Raw genomic sequence first — 18,394 nt, 5'->3', positions numbered from 1 at the left:
AGAGATGAAAAAAGACCGGCGATTAAATGACGTTTCCATCAACAGAAGCGGGTGCGGAACAATACAGAAGCATATAAACAAGAAAAATAATAACAATAAAAAAAAGAAGGATTTTCATAATGAGGCGTTTTTTTTCCACATCAGGCAGAAGCTTGAAATTCTGCACGCTATAGCTGAGATCATACAGTGAACTTATTATCCGTGACTTAATCGCGTGCAGGTCAGGAATACGGACCCTGGCAAAGATGGATTGCATAGATACGCTTTTCTTCTTATTGCCGCCCCCCAGGTCAAAAGCACCATCCCTGAAAAGCGATGGATCATCGGGATCGGCAATAAAGCTGTGTCCGCAGGAACAGCTCACTTTTATTTTCCCTTTATCTATGGGGAAACGGACCTTTTGTCCGCATGAAGGGCAGGGCCGTATGTAATACATGGTATTTTTTCGTTACAGCAGGTCCCGGACCTGTTTGATGGTCTCGGGTATACGGGAAAACTGTTTCTCCAGTATATCTTCTTTAATGCCAAGAACCTCCAGGGCCGCTCCATTCAACTGATGGTACAGGCCGTCACTGCCAATCCCGATTCCTGCCATGAGGCTGAGGGTATTGGCGATATGGACTATTGAAACTTCCGCCCTGTGCTCCTTGGGTGCCTGTTCCGGATCCTGGTAAAAACGTACAATTGATTTAAGGACGGTGGGAAACTGCCATTTCGTCAGGATTTTTTCGCCCACTTCCTGATGACTGTAACCCATGATATCCCGTTCAGCCTGGCTGAAGGTGATGCTTTTAGTTTCAACGTCAGCCATAATCTCTTTAAAAGTACTTTGCACGAAAAGGGCCAGAACGACCTTACCCACATTGTGGATAATCCCGCCGGTAAAAACGACATCGGCGATATCTTTCCTGCCCACATCCATGGCTATATTTTTCGATACCGTTGCAACGACGAGTCCATGTTTCCATAAATCGCCCTTGGCAAGATCATATCCAATGACAAATTTATCCAGAACCGGTTTTGTCGCAACAACCATGACGATATCCTTAACTTCCTTGAGACCCAGAGTTACAATGGCACGGTCAATGGATGTTATCTCTTTCCCTTTGCTAAAAAAAGCTGAATTGCAGAGCTTCAGGATATTGGTGGTCATAGACTGGTCCTTGGATATTTCTTCTGCAATAGCCTTAAAGGACACATTGGGATCATTGACCATATTGATAATCTTGCTGGCAACTTCCGGGATTGAAGGCAGCTGATCTATATTACTTATGATTGTTTCTATTCTTTGTTTTATGTGCTCGTGCATTTGCGTCTCCAGGGAAAATCCTTATACTTTGTAATACATCTTTTCCTTGCCCGCGGCTTTAACTTTCAGATGGCCGTCATCCATAAAGAAATCAATAACTCTCCCTGTATTCCCCCCTACATCTTCTTCAACTACCTTGATTCCCAGTTTATCCAGCATTTTTTTTGCTTCTTCAATATTCCTTTCACCTATCTGTCCCAGTGAGACATTTGACTGAAATTTGAACATGGCTGAACCACCGGCTATTTTCGCCGACATGAATTCTTTTTTGGCCCCATCCTTCAGAAGCCGCTCAACCAGCATTGGAATAGCCGTATCAGCATATTTTTCAGGAGTGGCCCCGCCCGAAGTATCCTGAGGAAGCAGTATATGGGCAAGACCTCCGATCTTTTTCATACGGTCATAAATACAGATACCGACACAGCTTCCCAGTATTGTTCGCAAAACAGCCGGATTCACACCCACTTTAAGCTGGGCTACTCCGACATTGATAAGTGAATCATTCATAGTGTTTTCTCTGCGTCCTAGATTACACAAAATCTTTTGGAGTCAATTCCTAAATATGCTACTATCTGCAGATGCTTTTGTCAAGGGCAATAGCCAAATTATTGTCTTTTTTTTCTACTCATGCACTTCACTCATGATTTTCCCGGCGAAATCGGTGAGAATTCTCGCCGTAAGCCCCCATATTTCATATCCATTAAAGAGATAATGGTAAACGGTATAATCCTTCCCTTCGTGCTGATAGGTCTGGAGCCTTTCATATTCACGATTGACAAAAAGACGCAGCGGCGCCTCTACATAATCGGAAATTTCGTCATCATTGAATTCGTAGGGAAAGGGATGGGTAATGGCTCCCACGAAACAGCTCACATGATGCCCAAATATTGACACGTAATCATCAAACTGACCGATGTATTCAATGGCCTCGGCGGGAATCCCCACTTCCTCATAGGTCTCGCGCAGCGCCGTATTAAGAATTTCACCGTCACCTTCATCATAGCCCCCGCCGGGAAAGGAAATCTGCCCTTTATGCGTTGATACTTTATGTGTCCTCTTTGTCAGAAGAACATGGGGCTCATTTTCCTTGTTCATTATCAGTATTTTTACGGCTGAGCGGCGGTATCCGTCCGACTCCATGGTCCTGATCGAATGTCGTGCGAGACGATGTTTCAATTCTTCCTTGAAAAGCCGGAAATCGTCTTCATTTTCGAATCGCATCTTCATACAGATCACCGCCATATATGTCATTGATAACAATTACCGGGAAGTCAAGAACGCGCAGTTCATAGATCGCCTCAGGTCCCAGGTCCTCAAATGCGATCACGCGGGCCTCCGTTATTCGCTTTGCCAGATAAGCACCGGCTCCGCCATAGCTGCTGAAGTACACTCCGCCGTATTGCTGCAGAAGAGAACGGGTTTTTTCATCCCGCTTCCCCTTGCCTATCATGCCCCGTATTCCCGTCTTCAGCATCACTTCGGTGAAGGGATCCATGCGGTATGATGTCGTGGGGCCCGCCGCCCCGATGATCCTGCCCCGGGGTTGCGGGCTTGGGCCCACATAGTAAAGCACCTGGCCCGCCGGCATAAAAGGGAGCTCTTTCCCCTCAGCCACCATATATCGCAGCCGTTCATGGGCCCGGTCACGGGCGGTATAGACAATCCCTGAAAGAAGGAACCGGTCTCCCGAATGCATGAGGCTCACATCATCATATGAGAGCGGTGTACTGATACGCTTCCATGTCGTCATAATTCCACCGTCCTGAATCGCAGGGAATGACAGTTAAGATTCAGAGCCACGGGCAGGGACGCTATGTGAGCCGGCGCTTCTTTGATGAAAACACCGCCGACAGTGCTGTTTCCGCCGAACCCCAGGGGGCCGACATTTGTTTTATTCAGGCGTTCCATAATCTTTAACTCAAGATCGGCATAATAGGGATCGGGATGCTGCGTTCCTATGCCTCGCAAGACGGCCTTTTTGGCGTTTACCATGGCCACATCGGCCATGCCGCCCAGTCCAACACCGAGATAAACGGGCGGGCATGGATTTGGGCCCGCCTGCACGACGACCTTTTCGATATGATCCAAAATCTCCTCGACAGGGTCCGTTGGACGAAACATTCTCAGCGATGTCATGTTTTCCGAACCGCCGCCCTTCAGATACACGGTGAGCCGGAAAACAGTGCCGGGAACGAGGTCATAATGAACGAAGGCCGGCGTATTGGTTCCCGTATTAATCCTGTTCAGGGGATCACTCACAATGCTTTTCCTCAGATAATATTTTCTATAGGCTTCGGCTACGGCATCGTTGACGGCATCCCCGATAAAATTCCCCTCCAGGGAAATATCCTGCCCCATTTCAATAAATATTATGACGGCCCCGCAGTCCTGGCACAGCGGCAATTCCTCAGTCCTTGCAATGAGGGAGTTCTCCTTCAGAACCTTGAGAGTCTCAATGGCGCCCGGCGATTGTTCGCCTTTTATCATTGAGTCAATTGAGGCTTCCACTTCGGGGGGAAGGATGAAACTGGCCTGATAAATAAGCCTGATGACCTCTTCCAGAATTTTATCCGTATTGATTATTCTTTTTGTCATATGTTCACATTCTTTTCCATTTTAATTCCGGCCATAATATCTCTCAGCATGGCAAGAAGCTCCTTTATTTTAACCGGTTTTGTTATGTATCCATCCATGCCGGCCGATATATATTTTTGCCTGCTGTCCGACAGCGCATCGGCGGTAAGTGCTATTATGGGTACATGCATGCCGCTGTTCCGCTCCCGTTCACGTATCCGCATCGTCGCGGCCACACCGTCCATTTCGGGCATAAAGGCATCCATGAGAACGCAATCATAGTCTTCCTTTTCAAGCAGGTCCAGGACCTCAAGCCCGTTTATCGCGATTACAACCTGATGTCCCCGTATCTCCAGGAGCCTCTTGATCAGTTTCTGGCTCACCATGTCATCCTCGGCCACCAGAATCTTCATGGGCGAGAGATTTTTTTCCTCGGAGTATCGCGCTGTCTTCGGCTGCTCGTGCGAAAGATCAACGGGCAGGTCAAAGCGGGCCGTAAAGAAAAACCGACTCCCCTTGCCCACCGTGCTTTCGACATGTATTGAGCCGCCCATGAGCTCCACAAGCTTTCTGGCGATTGCAAGACCGAGTCCGGACCCCCCATAATGACGTGTTGTAGATGCATCGGCCTGGGAAAAACTGTCAAATATTATTTGCAGCTTCTCCGGAGGTATTCCAATACCCGTATCCCGCACCTCAAAAAGCAGTACGGTCGTATTATCCTGCATCGTCTCCACACTCACTTCAACTTCAATGCTTCCCTTCTGTGTAAATTTTACGGCATTGCTGATGAGGTTTATAAGTATCTGACTCAGACGGCCCGAATCGCCGATTACTTCGCGGGGGACCTCTCCTTTTATTTTATAGATAAGACCGACCTTTTTCTGTTCAGCCTGGTATGTGAAGGTTTCCATGAGAGAGGTAAAGATATCATGAATATTAAACCGTGATTGTTCCATCTCAAGTTTTCCCGATTCAATCTTCGAAAAATCAAGGATGTCATTTATGAGATTCATGAGATTCCTGGCGGAAAGATCCATTAGGCGCAGGTATTCCTTCTGCTCCTGTGATTCGGCGCGGTCTTCAATGAGCTGCAATAGCCCGATAATTCCGTTAAGCGGGGTCCTAATCTCATGGCTCATGTTTGCAAGGAAAAAACTCTTCGCGCTGTTTGCCCCTTCAGCCTCGGCCTTTGCCCGTATGAGTGCGTGTTCCACCTGCTTCCGTATCACGATTTCGTGTTCCAGTTCCTCGTTCGATTTTGTCAATTCGGCCGTCCTGTCATCGACGCGTTTTTCCATGAGCGAATAGGATTTTATCAGGGCCTGGTGGCTGATATTCAATTCATCGGAGAGGACTTCAACTTTTGAAAATGCCCCGGACATCTTCGCGGCGTTTACCGATGTGAGGACCAGAATAAAAAATATCGATCCATAGGGATAAAGATTCGGGCCCGGTTGATTGGTAATATCATAAAAAAAATCATGAACAGCTGGAGCCGTGATAAAGAGAGTACCTATAAAGGCGGTAAGGGCATAGGAATCACCTTCCCGCACTCTCTGCACAAGATACCATATGCCATAACCGGTAAAAAAAATCATAAAAGGTGTATAAGATTTCCAGACGGGAAAAAGGAAATCAAGGGGGGATAAAACGATCAATATTACAAAAAGCAGAGAGATGATCCATGAGAGGCGCAGAATATACCGGGGAATTTTTCTGGAAAAAAAATAATTTAAATAATACAGATACGAAGGAATAAGAATGAAGGCCATTATTCTCTGTAATTTTTCTTCAACATAATAATTGATATCGGGAAAGAAAAAACTGAACATCAGTTCCCCTTCAAATATAGCCTGCATGAAAACAACGAAACAAAAAATACCGAAATACAGGCTTGCCAGGTCTTTTCTGCGAAAGAGAAAAATGACAAAATGGTAGAGGGACATGATAAAAATAATGCCGCTTACGAAGAGAACTATGGAGATGAAAACAAATTTGAGATGCATAACCTGGGCCGCGGTGCCCATGATAACAGCCCGGCTTATACCGGGTCTTTCAGAAAAATAATTGCTCGCCTGCACAATAACATGAAAGGTCGCTGATTTCGGCCTGAAGATTATGACCTTTGAGGAAAGCTTGGGCAGAAAAAACAGTCTGTCCTTACTGACGTTTCCTTCCTGAGCAACAAGCTCATCATCGATGTACAGGCGATATGCCGTAAACAGCCGGTTTATCTTGAAGGCATACATCCTGTCCGCTTCCGGTACGGTTATAGTAAGATGGTACGTGGCGCATCCATTTGCCGGAAGAGCTTCACCGTCGATGCGATAATCCTGCCAGTTGGAGGGAACCCGAACGTAAGTTTTTTTTAATGAACCGCTTTCCCTCACCTGTGAAAAATTATAGAGTTGGTTCCAATAAAATTCCCATTCTCCCACGATTCTCAGCAGACCGTCCTTTTCAAAGTTCCATTCAGAACCGGAAGCGGTTAAATCAAGGACGCCTGCCACAGGTCCGGGCATGGTTCTCTGAGCATCATTATTACGATTACAGGATGAAGCACTGAGCAGCAGAATCAATGTTATGACAAAATAAACTATCCCTTTCATTTCCATAAGCCCTTCTCAACGGGCACCTCTTTTAATAATAATGTATCAGGACTCTTTTCTCCATGTCAATTCCTTTATAGGCTCCTTAAAAACCGGTATTTGCCACAACTCGGCACAATATCAATCGTTCTGATAAATCCACTGGCTGGAAAAAATGGCGTGAAAAAACTATATCATTTTTCATATTCCCTGTATATCTTTTATCTTGACTATATCCATTTCTCTGATAAACTCATGAAAGTCGGAAATGCCTGTGTAAAGAATAAAAGTTAAAGCCCTTTCCCGAAGCAAATCAGGCAGTACCGGAGAGGCGTAGAATGGATATACCAAAACTGACCATTACCATTATTGAATTCGAATCGGGAAACGCGGGCCTCGTGGCAAAAATTCTTTCCGATGCAGGCCATACTATTTCCATGGTAGAATCACGGGACCTGGAGAGAATACGCGATTCTCTTGAAAGTGATCTTATTATACTCAGCGTCAGAAAAGGATTCCTGGAAAAAGACAAATTCTGGCAAGATATCAAAGCCTTTTCCCCGGGACAAAAGGCCAGGTCTCTCATATTCGGTTCTCTCTCTGATCCCGAACACTATTTAAAAGGTCTTGAAGCCGGAATTATCTACTACATTCATACCCCCTGCGGCAAAAACTTTCTTCTGAACCGCATTACGGAATTAGGAACCTCCGACAGGGGGACATCCCTTCAAGAAAAGTTCACCGTAAGTTTCGCCTACCGTGGCAACAATTACGAAATTTCACTCCCGGGAAACCATGTACTGGCATCACTCATATCCACCATGGAAAATTCCCTGGACCAGAACCGGATGCTGATAAACATTTTGAAAAACAAATCGATTGCCGTTCAGAATATCTGCGAAGAGCCCATCATGGAAGACCAGGAAATCGCCAACCAGGAAGAGTTAAGCCTGGAAAAAGAGATGTACCGTGCCCTGGAACAAAATGAATTCAGGCTCTACTATCAACCGGTCATTTCCCTGGAAAGCGATTGTCTTGCCGGGTTTGAATCGCTCATCCGCTGGGCACACCCGGAAAGAGGTACCATCCCCCCCGACTCCTTTATTCCCATTGCCGAAAAATCGGAAATCATCATTCCCCTGGGGTCCTGGATAATAGAAGAGGCCATGAAACAGCTGCATCAATGGCATGAGGGTTTCAGTATCGATCAGCAATTACGCGTCAATATAAACCTCTCGGCACGACAGTTTCTTCACGCCGGGTTAAGCGACAATATCCTTGATACGGCGCTAAAATATAAAGTACAGACTCCAAATATCGGGTTGGAAATTACTGAAAGCGCCTTTATGGAAAATATGAAGATGGCCAATCTCACCCTGCTCACACTCAAATCACTGAACTTTCCTCTGTATCTCGATGATTTTGGAACAGGCTACTCTTCACTGACCTATCTTCTTCATTTTCCCGTGGACATTTTAAAAATCGATAAGTCTTTTGTCGAGTGGATGCATATTGATGAGCAGAGCTTTCAGCTTGTAAAATCTGTAATTGATCTTGCCAAAAACATGAACAAGCAGGTCGTGGCGGAAGGCATTGAAAGCGACGATCACTACAGGCTGATCAAGGAATTTGGCTGCGACTATGGACAGGGCTACTATTTCGGCAAACCACTGAAGGCCGATGACGCCGGTCTTTTTATAAAACAATACTGTAAATAATTGACAATCCATCATATTTTTATCAGGTACTGCTTTCCACGGGAAAAAATAATTGCATTATTTCCCCATTTTTTCACTGATGTATGGGGTATAATGCGGATTATTTCTTCCGCTGAGTCAAAAAATAAAAACAGGGGAATCCTATGAAATTTTTTATCGATACGGCCGATGTGAATGAGATCCGCAAGGCCCGTGAACTGGGCATACTGGATGGCGTCACCACTAACCCGTCTCTGGTGAGTAAAATCGGGAGACCCTATATCGAAGTGCTGACGGAAGTTGCCAGGGAGGTGGATGGTCCCGTTTCAGCCGAGGTCATATCCACTGATTATAAAGGCATGCTGAAAGAGGCCCATGAGCTGATAAAACTGGGGGGAAATATCAACATCAAAATTCCCCTTATAGAGGAGGGGCTCCGGGCGGTAAAAACCCTTTCATCGGAGGGTATCAAAACCAATGTGACTCTCTGTTTCAACGCCGTCCAGGCCCTTATGGCAGCCAAGGCCGGTGCCACCTACATTTCTCCATTTGTCGGCCGTCTTGACGATATTAACGCCGACGGCATGGAAGTGGTTGAGGAAATAACGGCCATCTATGACAACTACGGTTACGAGACCGAGGTGATAGTCGCCTCCGTGCGCAACTCACTGCATATAAAATACGCAGCCCTTGCCGGAGCCCATATCGCCACCATACCATTTTCCGTTTTCCAGAAGCTCATCCAGCATCCTCTCACGGACCGGGGCCTTGCCCAATTTCTTGAGGACTATAAAAAAATAGGCAAGTGAACCGGACATGACACGGGAAAACGAAATCAGCGGCATTGAATATCCCGCTGAAATGTCATTCAAATCAATATTCAGGAACCGTTTTCACACACTGGAAAGCATCAAAAGCATCCTTTCGGAAAGTGATATCGGGGGAAATATCGAAAGCAGGGAAAGCAGGAACGGCAAATTCATATCATTCACTATAACGGCCTGCTTCTCCTCGGAAGAGGAGCTCCAATCATTATGCGGGAAGATTTCTTCACTGGAAGGCTTCATGACCCTGTTTTAAAACGTCACCCGGTCACGGCCGTTTATGATCCAGAAACCGGCGCCGCGTGCCCTTGCGATGACAAGCAGGTTGTACATCCTGGCAAGCTCCACGGCAAAGCTGGTGGGTGATGCCCGTGAAACCAGCACCGACGCATCGGAATTGATGATCTTGAAGGTGATCTCCGAGGATATTCGGCCCGTGGTGAAAAGCATATTCTCATTCCAGGACATTTCACCGGCGGCGGCAAAGCCGATAATTTTATCCACGGCGTTGTGTCTCCCTATATCGTCAAAAAATGCCTTTCTATCCCCTGTCAGGCCGAAAAGGGCTGCGCTGTGCACACCATGGGTCAGGTCGTGCTCATTGGAATACGCGAGGAAATCCCCGGCACACCGGCATATGATTCGGGCGTCAATCACGGGCAGTTCCCTGCGTTCACGCTCGCGCGGAGGAAGCTCCCGCCTGCTTTTCCCGCCCGCTGCCGTTACGTTCACCAGTTCCGACAATTTTCGTGAAACATTCCTGTCATTATGAGGGACGATATTGATAATCCTCTCCTCCTCATTCACGGTTATGCTTTTAATATCCTGCTTCCCCGTGACAATCCCCTCGCTTATAAGATGCCCCAGGGCATAGGATTCAAGCCCACTTCCCGATGACGCAAAGGTCATGTATGGACTGCCATTGAGCATAAAGGTGAAGGCATACTCGGCACTTACGGGCACGGAGACCGGTACAATGTCTGATCCTGTATATTCATGAATATCAATAAACTGATGAATTGGCAGGGCCATGGCTTTCCTCCTGATCTGCATCCACCGGCACGGGAATGCACCTCTGCGTGAATTATTGAGCCATGCCGGCTATAGCACCGGTGCTCCAGGCAAACTGCAGATTGTATCCGCCGCTGTCTCCGTCTACGTCGAGAAGTTCGCCGGTAATGTACAGGTTCCTGACAAGTTTCGATTCCATGGTGGCCGGGTCTATTTCATCGACATCAACACCGCCTGCGGCAGCAACGGCTTCCTGGAATCCGCGGGGCTTTCCCGGCTCAAGGATCAGGTTTTTCATGGTACCGGCAATCTTTTCTTTATCCGCGGGTGTAAGGGATGCAACGCGTTTTTCCGGATCAACGCCGGCAATTCCGCAAAGCACTTCTGGCATCCGCTCTTTCATGATACCCAGAAGACTGAACCCAGTCTTTTTCCCGCCATCGGACCAGAGCCTGTCCAGCCGCCGGGCCAGGTCATCGCCCGACATGGAAGGGTACAGATCGATGATTACAACCGGGCTTTTACCGGCAATGACTGCGGCATTTACCGATCTAGACACGTTGAGCGAAACCGGTCCGGATATTCCATAAGCGGTAAAAAGCAGTTCACCCACACTTCTCTCCTGCTCCTTCCCGTTAACCTCGACACGAATGGCTGCATCCCATTTAATTCCCTGGAGCTGATGCAGTGATTTAAGGGGAATCGTGACGGGGAGTATGACCGGCCATGGCTCATAAACCCGGTGCCCCAGAGAGCGGGCCAGGTCATAACCAATATTGGAAGCGCCCGCAGGTGGGAAGGCGCAGCTCCCCGCCGCCAATATAACCGAATCAACGCGGTGTTCCTCGGCTCCTGCAGTATACAGGGTGAAGCCTGTCTCCTCGTATTCTATCCTTTCTATCCTGCGGTGAAGCTGCAGATCGACATTTCGTTTTTTCAATTCGTACTGAAAAACTTTTGTGATAGTTGATGCCTGGAGCGATGCGGGATACAGTCTCCCCTCATCCTCCTCGATAAAAGGAACGCCCAGTTCCTCAAAAAAGGTGATCGTATCCTGGAGTGAAAAACGGGAAAAGACGGCATCAACAAAACGGGAGTTATGGCCATGATAATGTCCGGCGATAATATTTCTGTTTGATATATTGCACCTGCCGTTTCCCGTTACCAAAAGTTTTCTGCCGATTTTTTTCTGCTTTTCAAAAAGAAGCACATGCCTGCCGTCCCCTGACGCATAACAGGCTGCAGTAAGACCTGATGCACCTGCACCTATGATAGCAATTCTTTTCATCCAAAAACCGTCTGTATTTATTTAATCCTGTTTTACCTTAACGACGTGCTTCCCATTTATTCTCAGCGCCGGAATCGTTATAATAACCGCGAATCATCATACCATCATCGGAAAACAGTCCATAATAGGTCTGCTGAAAATAACGGCTGCTGCCGAATTTTATTTTCTCCTCTTCCGTTGTAATGCTGCGGATGAAATATATCTTTTTTTCACGTATCTTCAGGTTCTTTAAAGGCTGCGGGGTTTTATTGCCCCAGTTTTCAAAGTAAATGGTCCCCTGGTAGGCGCCTTCTGTAAATGTAATGTTCAAGACACCGGTAAAACCCGACATCTTCAACCGGTAACTTCCCACATAAAATTTATATTCAATGACACCAGTTTCTTTATTCTCTTTTATGGTCTCTTTTGTTGTTTTACCTTCAATATGCCTGTCTTCTTCCCTGCCCTTTATCACCGACCCGTTCTTTTCTTCTTTCATCTCTGTTGGTTCGGTGGTTTCCATATCCTTTTTGCACATGGGACCGCCGGTGAAAAGAATTGCCGTCATCATAAAAAAGAACAGAAATGTCCTCATCCTCGACTTTTTTTCCATGGCCATACCCTGTATATTTATTAGGAACAATCCACTTCCCATTTAACAATAGAAATGGGGGTCCCCTCTATTTGTCGGTATAAAGGCTATCCATCTTCATGAATTTACCGAGCATACAACATGGAGCATCACCATCACGCGGTTGTATTTTCCGCAATAAAATGTCAGACTCTCTTGCTGTTCTTTCCGGTCAGACCGGCATAAAAGAGGATCACGATCCCTATACCAGCCCAGACAAAGGTCCTGAGTCTTCTTATCATACCCACAGTAAGGCCCAGTGCCGGGTCAAAGCCGAGCAACAAAAGGGCCAGTGAATAGGAACCCTCGCTGGTTCCCAGATTAGCAGGCATGAAAAACATTGTGCTGGTAACGATAAATCCTAAGATATATACAAACATGGCATGCAGGATGGAAAAGGCAGCCACCGATTCTATGAAATGAACAATAATGTAAATCTCCAGAGTCAGGATAGACAGCACCGATGTATAGTGAATCGATAGCGCAATATAAAATTTATTCCTGTTTTCCCGACTCAGGAGGCCGCTGATTTCCTTGTCAAGGGTCTTCACTTTTTCCCAACGTCCCTCATTCATAAATCGCCGGATCATTCCTGCCGGGATCATTGAGAGAATAAATTCGATAAAACCATCTTTCTCTTTGTGGAGAACATAAAACATGAGAGCCATAACGAAAAGCATGGCTGCCAGGCTGATCACAGAAACGGACAGCGGAAGATTCAGCAAGAAAAATCCCGCCATAATGCCGGTAAGAAAGATCAGAATCGCAGCAAAGGAATGGATCGTTCGGTCAAGCACCACCGCGGCAAGACCGGTCTGCAGGGGCACGCTGTCCTGAAGATACATCGCTTTTAAAGGTTCCCCGGCGACGGCTCCCAGACTATTGATCGACGACGACGCATCTCCTGCCACCCGGGCCAGGAAAAGCTTTATAATGAAAGCGGCATTTTTAGGCACAGGAATAAACAGCCCCCATGCCAGGGCAAGAAAGCTATTATTGACAATGTGGATACCTGCAACAAGGGCGAAGCGCCACCCCATAGCCTTGATGTGATTTATCGTCGCCGCAATACCAAAGGACTTAAAGAGCAGAAGAAGGATAAAAAGACCCGCCGCAAGAAAAACATAATTTGCTTTTTTCACATGTTCACCAGTTGATCACAACAGGATGATATGTCCGCTCCGATTTTAAAGACTTACAGCTACAATAGTAATATCATCTTTCATATCCGTTGCAATGCGGTTTCGGCTCATTACCAGTTTCAGATGATTAATCAGTTCACCGGGGTCGGTGTCGGCAAATCCCGACACAACCCTGGAAAGTTCCCTTTCGCCTAGATCCGCATCCAGATCACTGCCGCCCAGGTTTTCCAGAACACCGTCGGTGTACAAAAGCAGAATGTCGCCCGGTTCATATTGCACCGTGCATTCCTGAAATTCCTGGTCATCAAGCACACCCAGGGGCTTTCCCCGGGTGTTGAGAATGACCTCTTCACACCTGTTTTTCCGTACCAGGAGCTGATTGTTATGTCCTGCGGAGCTGTAGGTAATGATCCGCGTATCCATGTCCACGGTGGCATAAAACAGCGTGACGAACATGCCTGATTCAGAATCATTATACACATGCCTGTTGCAGTTTCTAAGCAGGTGCGACGGCCGGGGATCGGTCTCTTTTTCAGCATTGATAATATTGCGCACCGATCCCATAAACAACGCTGCCGGAATACCCTTTCCTGAAATATCAGCGATGAGAATGCCGTATTTCCTTTCGTCAATCTGGAAAAAGTCATAGAAGTCGCCGCCGATCTCCCGGGCAGGCTGTATGTAGGCGGCCAGCCTGTGGTCATGAAATACTGCGGGGATTCTGGGTAGTATTCCCCGCTGTATCCTGGATGCAATCTCTATCTCCTGGGCCAGGCGTCGCTGCTCCTCCCTGTTTTTAAAGTTGAGAGCGTTCTGGTATGCCTCGGCGATCTGCGTTCCCACGGTGGTAAGAACACGGAGATCAAAGGAATCAAAAATGCCGCCGTTTTTCTTGTCCGCCAGGTTTAAAACGCCAATCGTTTCATTCTTGTAGATGATGGGAGCTGATATGAAAGAATCAGTATGATAATTTTTCCGGTACCTTCGCAAATGCAGGGGAAGCTCGCCATCGGCGCTGGAGACTATAAGCGGATCGCCGCTTTTGAAAACCTTCCCGCATATGGTTGAGTCGATATCCACCTCGATCCTCGCATCTCCCCTTTTTTCAAATCCGCACATCGCCTCCAGAATAAGCTTTTTTTTCTCCCGGTTGTATATGGCGATGGATGCCCGTTCGACATTCATGGACGCCGAAAGCGAAGACAAAATATTCTGAAGAACATCTTCATTATGGCCGGTGAGGGAAATGGCATTGGCCACATCATAGAGCGCAGAAAGTTCAGCAATCCTTTTTTCCAGGTCGTCATAGAGCATCCTGTTGGTGATGGCGATAGCCGCCTGTTCGGCGATATACTGAGCCTTTTCCAGGTCAACGGAATCATAACGGTCCTTGCCCTTGGAATTGACCACATTAAGGACACCTACCAGCTCATCCATGACGATCATGGGAACAGTTATAATGTTTCTTGTCAAGAAACCGGACTTGTCGTCTATTTCCTTGAACAGGCGGGGATCATCCTGGGCATTATTGACCAGGAGCGGCTTGCCCGTTTCAGCAACCATTCCCGCAATGCCCTTTCCCCGGGGAACCCGCCGTCCTTTGATTATCTCCCCCTTATCTCCAATGACAATGTTAAAGATAAGATCCCCGCTTTGCCTGTCGGTAAGAAGAAGGGACGAGGATTCAGCACCAATGAGAGTTTTCGCCACCTCCAGAATGCTTTCCAGAAGAGTGGGAAGAGGCATATGCGAAGTTATGGATTTATTGATGGAACGGACAAGAGAAATATCGAATTTATACTCCATTGTTTCCGTTGAAGATGTCTCCATTGTACAGCCTTCTTTCCCTGTTACTATTTGAATTAGAAAATTGGTTTAAAATCAAAATGATGTACGGCATTGATGTGGCGTACCGTGTGTGTCTTCTGACGCATGACAATGGACGAGGTCTCGGCACCGCCTGAAAAATACCTGACACCGGCGAGAAGCACCCCATCGGTAACACCCGTAGCCGCCACCATAATTTCACTCCCCCGGACAAGATCACTTATGGAATAGATTTTTTCATAATCGATATGGGAATCATCGGCATTTCCACGGGATTGTCGTCTGTCATCATGTATGTAGCGCGCCTGCATGTCGCCCCCGAGGCATTTGAGGGCTGCAGCCGCCAGAACACCTTCCTTGGCTCCCCCAACTCCTATGAGGAGGTCAATGGGATTATCCGTAATGGCCGCTGAAATAGCACCGGAAATATCACCGTCACGTATGAATTTTATACGCGCCCCGGTCTGGCGGATCTCTTCAACCATGTTACTGTTCACTTCACGGTCAAGAACACATACGGTCATATCCTCGATATATTTTCCCTTGGCCCTGGCCACGCGCTTGATGTTTATTTCCGGTGTCTGGTCTATATCTATCTTCCCCTTGGCATCGGGACCCACGGCAATTTTCATCATATGGCCGGAAGGCGTTCTCATGAATGAACCGGGGTTTCCCACGGCAATAATGGATATGGCATTGTGGCCTCCCCTGGCGCAGGTCATCTTTCCGTCCAGCGGCTTGACCGCCACATCGATTTTGGCTCCATTCCCCGGTCCGAAAACAGTGCCATCCATGAGCTTGCTCTCCTGGCTGTCGGAACCTATAACAATATCCACATCCACGTTCATAGTATTCAAAAGATTTACCATGGCCTCCGAGGCGGAAAAATAGGTAATATCCTCATCTCCCCTTCCCATGAACCTGCTGGCATGAAGAGCGGCCATTTCGGTAAGACGCACCGCCTCGAGAGTCAAATATCTGTCCATAGATCCTCCATATCAAGGTTCAAACCATGTATATTCCCATGAATTTTATTTTCAAGCTCTTTTCACCGCTGAATATATCGTGGAAAGTTGAATAGTATACAAAAAAATGTACAGTTTGCACAATTTATTTATTGACTCTTGATGCAAGTATACTAACATTATGAGACATAATAACCAGGTATCGACCCGACACCAAAATTCCCGGAGAAAAGACTGTGAAAAAGACAATCATGATCATAGGCGGCGGGCTGCTTCAGGCCCCTGTCATTGTGACGGCAAAGAAAATGGGCTATCAGGTTATTGTCACCGATTACGACACCAATGCCATGGGCATGAAAGATGCAGATATACCCATCATAATGAGCACCCGCGACATTGAAGGCTCAGTGCGTATAGCAAAATCCCAGAATGAAATAACCCCCATACATGGCGTGCTGACCGTGGGAACCGACGCCTCCATGACCGTGGCTGCCGTGGCCAACGCTCTTAAGCTTCCCGGCATAAAATTCGAAAACGCTGAAGCCGCCACCAATAAAATAAAAATGCGCATGCGCTTCAAGGAGCATGGAGTGCCCTCTCCCAGCTTTCTCCCTGTGTGGTCACTCAAAGACGCGAAGGCGGCCTGCAAAATCATGCAGTTCCCCGTGGTGATCAAGCCGTCGGACAACATGGGAGGCCGCGGCGTGATGAGGCTGAATAACCTGAATGAACTGGCTGATGCCTTCCAGTACGCCAAGAGCGCCTCGCCCAGCGGAGAATTGCTCATAGAGGAATACATGGAAGGGCCGGAACTGTCCATTGACGCCATGATATTCAACGACGAGATTACCTGGACCGGTATCGCCGACCGTATCATCAAGTATCCTCCCTATTTTGTGGAAATCGGCCATAACATGCCCTCGGCCCTTTCGAAAAAAATGCTCGATGACGCCTGCAATGTCATGCGGCAGGGGATACATGCTCTGGGAATCAATATCGGGGCGGCCAAGGGTGATATTAAAGTCACCAAAAACGGCGCCATGATCGGGGAATTGGCGGCCCGTCTCTCGGGTGGATTCATGTCAGCCTACACCTATCCTCTCTCGACCGGAGTGGATCTGATGAAAGCTGCCATTGAAATCGCCCTGGGCCAGGAACCGGGGAACCTCATACCGGTTATCAACAAGGTCGCCATTGAACGGGCCATCATCCTGAAGCCGGGTTTCGTCAAAAAAATCAACGGCCTTGAAGAGGCTTTAAAGGTTCCCGGCATCGAGGAAATCTTCATCAACGTTAAAATCGGCGACAAGGTTGTCCAGCCGCGATGCAATATTGACAAGGCCGGCCACATCATTGCCACAGGCGATACGCTTGAAGAGGCCGAGTCTCATGTGGCTGAATGCATGAAGAAACTCAATATTGATCTCCTGGATGAACCCGAAATAAGCATGGAGGCAATCTATCTTGCCGCCAGGGAAAAATTCAAAAAAATCTGCTATGTCTGTAAAAACTGTGACGGCAAGGACTGTCCCACGGGAGTTCCCGGTATGGGAGGAGCCGGAACAGGCGCCTCGTTCCGAAGAAATGCCGAGTCCCTCCAGCGATATAAACTTACCACGCGGCTCATTCATGACGTTACGGACCCCGATACATCGGTGGAATTTCTCGGACACAAGCTGTCCCTCCCTGTCATGGCCGCCCCTATAACGGGAGCGGTCACCAACATGGGAGGCGCCATCGATGAACTGGAATATAACAGGGCCGTTATACAGGGCACGCTGGAGGCGGGAACACTCAGCTTTGTCGGTGACGGCGCAACACCCACAAAATATAAAATAGGTCTTCAGGCCATCGAAGAAAACAAGGGAATGGGTATTGCTATTTTCAAACCACGCAGTGAAAACAGTGAAATAATAACCCGCATCAAGGCCGCGGAAAAGGCCGGGGCCATTGCCGTGGGTGTCGATATAGACGCCGTCGTCTTTAAAACCATGGAGATGAGAAACCAGTCCGTGGGCCCCAAGGGCATGGAAAGCCTGAAGGAGCTGATAGCATCGACAAAACTACCCTTCATTCTGAAGGGAATAATGAATCCCGATGACGCCATAAAAGCCGCTGAAGCAGGGGCCAGTGCCATCATCATTTCAAATCACGGAGGACGGGTTCTTGACGAAATGGTGGGGACCATGGATGTCCTGGAAGAGATCGCCGACGCGGTAAAAGGAAAAATCACGATAATAATTGATGGCGGCTTCCGCAAGGGGGTTGACATCATCAAGGCCATCGCCTTCGGTGCCGATTATGTCCTAATCGGCCGTCCCGTTGCCATCGCAGCCGTGGGCATGGGAGCGGAAGGAACGTCCTTCTATTTCAAGAACCTGATAACGGATCTGAAAAAAGCCATGATTCTAACGGGCTGTAACAGCATCGGAGAGATCAGCCGGGACTTTGTGAAAAAAATGCAATAGCTTGCGGATACCGGTTCTATTAAAAAATATCTTGCAGAAAAAACAGCGGCTCTTTACAGTGAATAATTATATGGAATCTGTCATAATT

The 18,394-nt window shown here is 47.5% G+C and carries 17 protein-coding genes; 4 read left to right on the top strand and 13 right to left on the bottom strand.

What is annotated here, in order from left to right; genetic code table 11:
- Positions 1–22 precede the first annotated feature (22 nt).
- The 7 genes from CVV44_00675 to CVV44_00645 all read right to left on the bottom strand — a co-directional run bounded on the left by CVV44_00675 (position 23) and on the right by CVV44_00645 (position 6,501).
- A complete protein-coding gene (locus CVV44_00675) occupies positions 23–436 on the bottom strand; it encodes a hypothetical protein (protein PKL41184.1) in 414 nt (137 codons plus the stop codon).
- Between the two features lie 12 nt (positions 437–448).
- Entirely contained in the window at positions 449–1,309 is an 861-nt protein-coding gene (locus CVV44_00670; protein ID PKL41183.1) for a hypothetical protein, read from the bottom strand.
- A 21-nt stretch (positions 1,310–1,330) separates the two neighbouring features.
- Positions 1,331–1,816 carry a chemotaxis protein CheD gene (locus tag CVV44_00665; protein ID PKL41182.1) on the bottom strand — a complete coding sequence of 162 codons (486 nt, stop codon included), beginning with the start codon at positions 1,814–1,816 and terminating at the stop codon, positions 1,331–1,333.
- Positions 1,817–1,930: 114 nt separating this feature from the next.
- A complete protein-coding gene (locus tag CVV44_00660) occupies positions 1,931–2,560 on the bottom strand; it encodes a CoA pyrophosphatase (GenBank protein PKL41181.1) in 630 nt (209 codons plus the stop codon).
- Complete coding sequence (locus CVV44_00655) at positions 2,514–3,059, bottom strand: fumarate hydratase (GenBank protein ID PKL41180.1); 546 nt, start codon at positions 3,057–3,059, stop codon at positions 2,514–2,516. The genes CVV44_00660 and CVV44_00655 overlap by 47 nt, the downstream gene beginning before the upstream one ends.
- Positions 3,056–3,904: a fumarate hydratase gene (locus CVV44_00650; protein PKL41179.1), complete on the bottom strand. Its 849-nt coding sequence runs from the start codon at positions 3,902–3,904 to the stop codon at positions 3,056–3,058. The genes CVV44_00655 and CVV44_00650 overlap by 4 nt, the downstream gene beginning before the upstream one ends.
- Complete coding sequence (locus CVV44_00645; protein PKL41178.1) at positions 3,901–6,501, bottom strand: hypothetical protein; 2,601 nt, start codon at positions 6,499–6,501, stop codon at positions 3,901–3,903. The genes CVV44_00650 and CVV44_00645 overlap by 4 nt, the downstream gene beginning before the upstream one ends.
- Before the next feature lie 311 nt (positions 6,502–6,812).
- On the opposite strand from CVV44_00645, the gene CVV44_00640 reads away from it, so the two are divergent.
- From CVV44_00640 to CVV44_00630, 3 genes are all read left to right on the top strand, one after another.
- Positions 6,813–8,192: a hypothetical protein gene (locus CVV44_00640; GenBank protein ID PKL41177.1), complete on the top strand. Its 1,380-nt coding sequence runs from the start codon at positions 6,813–6,815 to the stop codon at positions 8,190–8,192.
- A gap of 143 nt (positions 8,193–8,335) precedes the next feature.
- Positions 8,336–8,980: a fructose-6-phosphate aldolase gene (gene fsa, locus CVV44_00635; protein PKL41176.1), complete on the top strand. Its 645-nt coding sequence runs from the start codon at positions 8,336–8,338 to the stop codon at positions 8,978–8,980.
- Between the two features lie 7 nt (positions 8,981–8,987).
- Complete coding sequence (locus CVV44_00630) at positions 8,988–9,251, top strand: hypothetical protein (protein ID PKL41175.1); 264 nt, start codon at positions 8,988–8,990, stop codon at positions 9,249–9,251.
- Here CVV44_00630 and CVV44_00625 read toward each other — a convergent pair.
- The 6 genes from CVV44_00625 to glpX all read right to left on the bottom strand — a co-directional run bounded on the left by CVV44_00625 (position 9,248) and on the right by glpX (position 15,859).
- A complete protein-coding gene (locus CVV44_00625; protein PKL41174.1) occupies positions 9,248–10,048 on the bottom strand; it encodes a hypothetical protein in 801 nt (266 codons plus the stop codon). The two genes, CVV44_00630 and CVV44_00625, sit on opposite strands and share 4 nt — an antisense overlap.
- A gap of 31 nt (positions 10,049–10,079) precedes the next feature.
- Positions 10,080–11,294: an aminoacetone oxidase family FAD-binding enzyme gene (locus CVV44_00620; GenBank protein ID PKL41173.1), complete on the bottom strand. Its 1,215-nt coding sequence runs from the start codon at positions 11,292–11,294 to the stop codon at positions 10,080–10,082.
- A 37-nt stretch (positions 11,295–11,331) separates the two neighbouring features.
- Entirely contained in the window at positions 11,332–11,886 is a 555-nt protein-coding gene (locus tag CVV44_00615) for a hypothetical protein (protein PKL41172.1), read from the bottom strand.
- Positions 11,887–12,050: 164 nt separating this feature from the next.
- On the bottom strand, positions 12,051–13,046 hold the full coding sequence (locus tag CVV44_00610; GenBank protein PKL41171.1) for a hypothetical protein: 996 nt from the start codon (positions 13,044–13,046) through the stop codon (positions 12,051–12,053).
- Between the two features lie 45 nt (positions 13,047–13,091).
- Positions 13,092–14,876, bottom strand: coding sequence for a hypothetical protein (locus tag CVV44_00605; protein PKL41170.1), 1,785 nt, complete (start codon positions 14,874–14,876; stop codon positions 13,092–13,094).
- 32 nt (positions 14,877–14,908) lie between these two features.
- Positions 14,909–15,859 (bottom strand): fructose-bisphosphatase class II, encoded by a 951-nt coding sequence (glpX, locus tag CVV44_00600; protein PKL41169.1) that lies wholly within the window; start codon positions 15,857–15,859, stop codon positions 14,909–14,911.
- Positions 15,860–16,089: 230 nt separating this feature from the next.
- On the opposite strand from glpX, the gene CVV44_00595 reads away from it, so the two are divergent.
- Entirely contained in the window at positions 16,090–18,306 is a 2,217-nt protein-coding gene (locus CVV44_00595) for a dehydrogenase (GenBank protein ID PKL41439.1), read from the top strand.
- The last annotated feature ends 88 nt before the right edge of the window (positions 18,307–18,394 follow it).

The sequence above is a fragment of the Spirochaetae bacterium HGW-Spirochaetae-1 genome (genome assembly GCA_002839375.1).
Lineage (GTDB): Bacteria > Spirochaetota > UBA4802 > UBA4802 > UBA5550 > PGXY01.
Note: the sequence above shows the minus strand (reverse complement) of the source record. Positions and strands in the feature narration are given on the sequence as shown.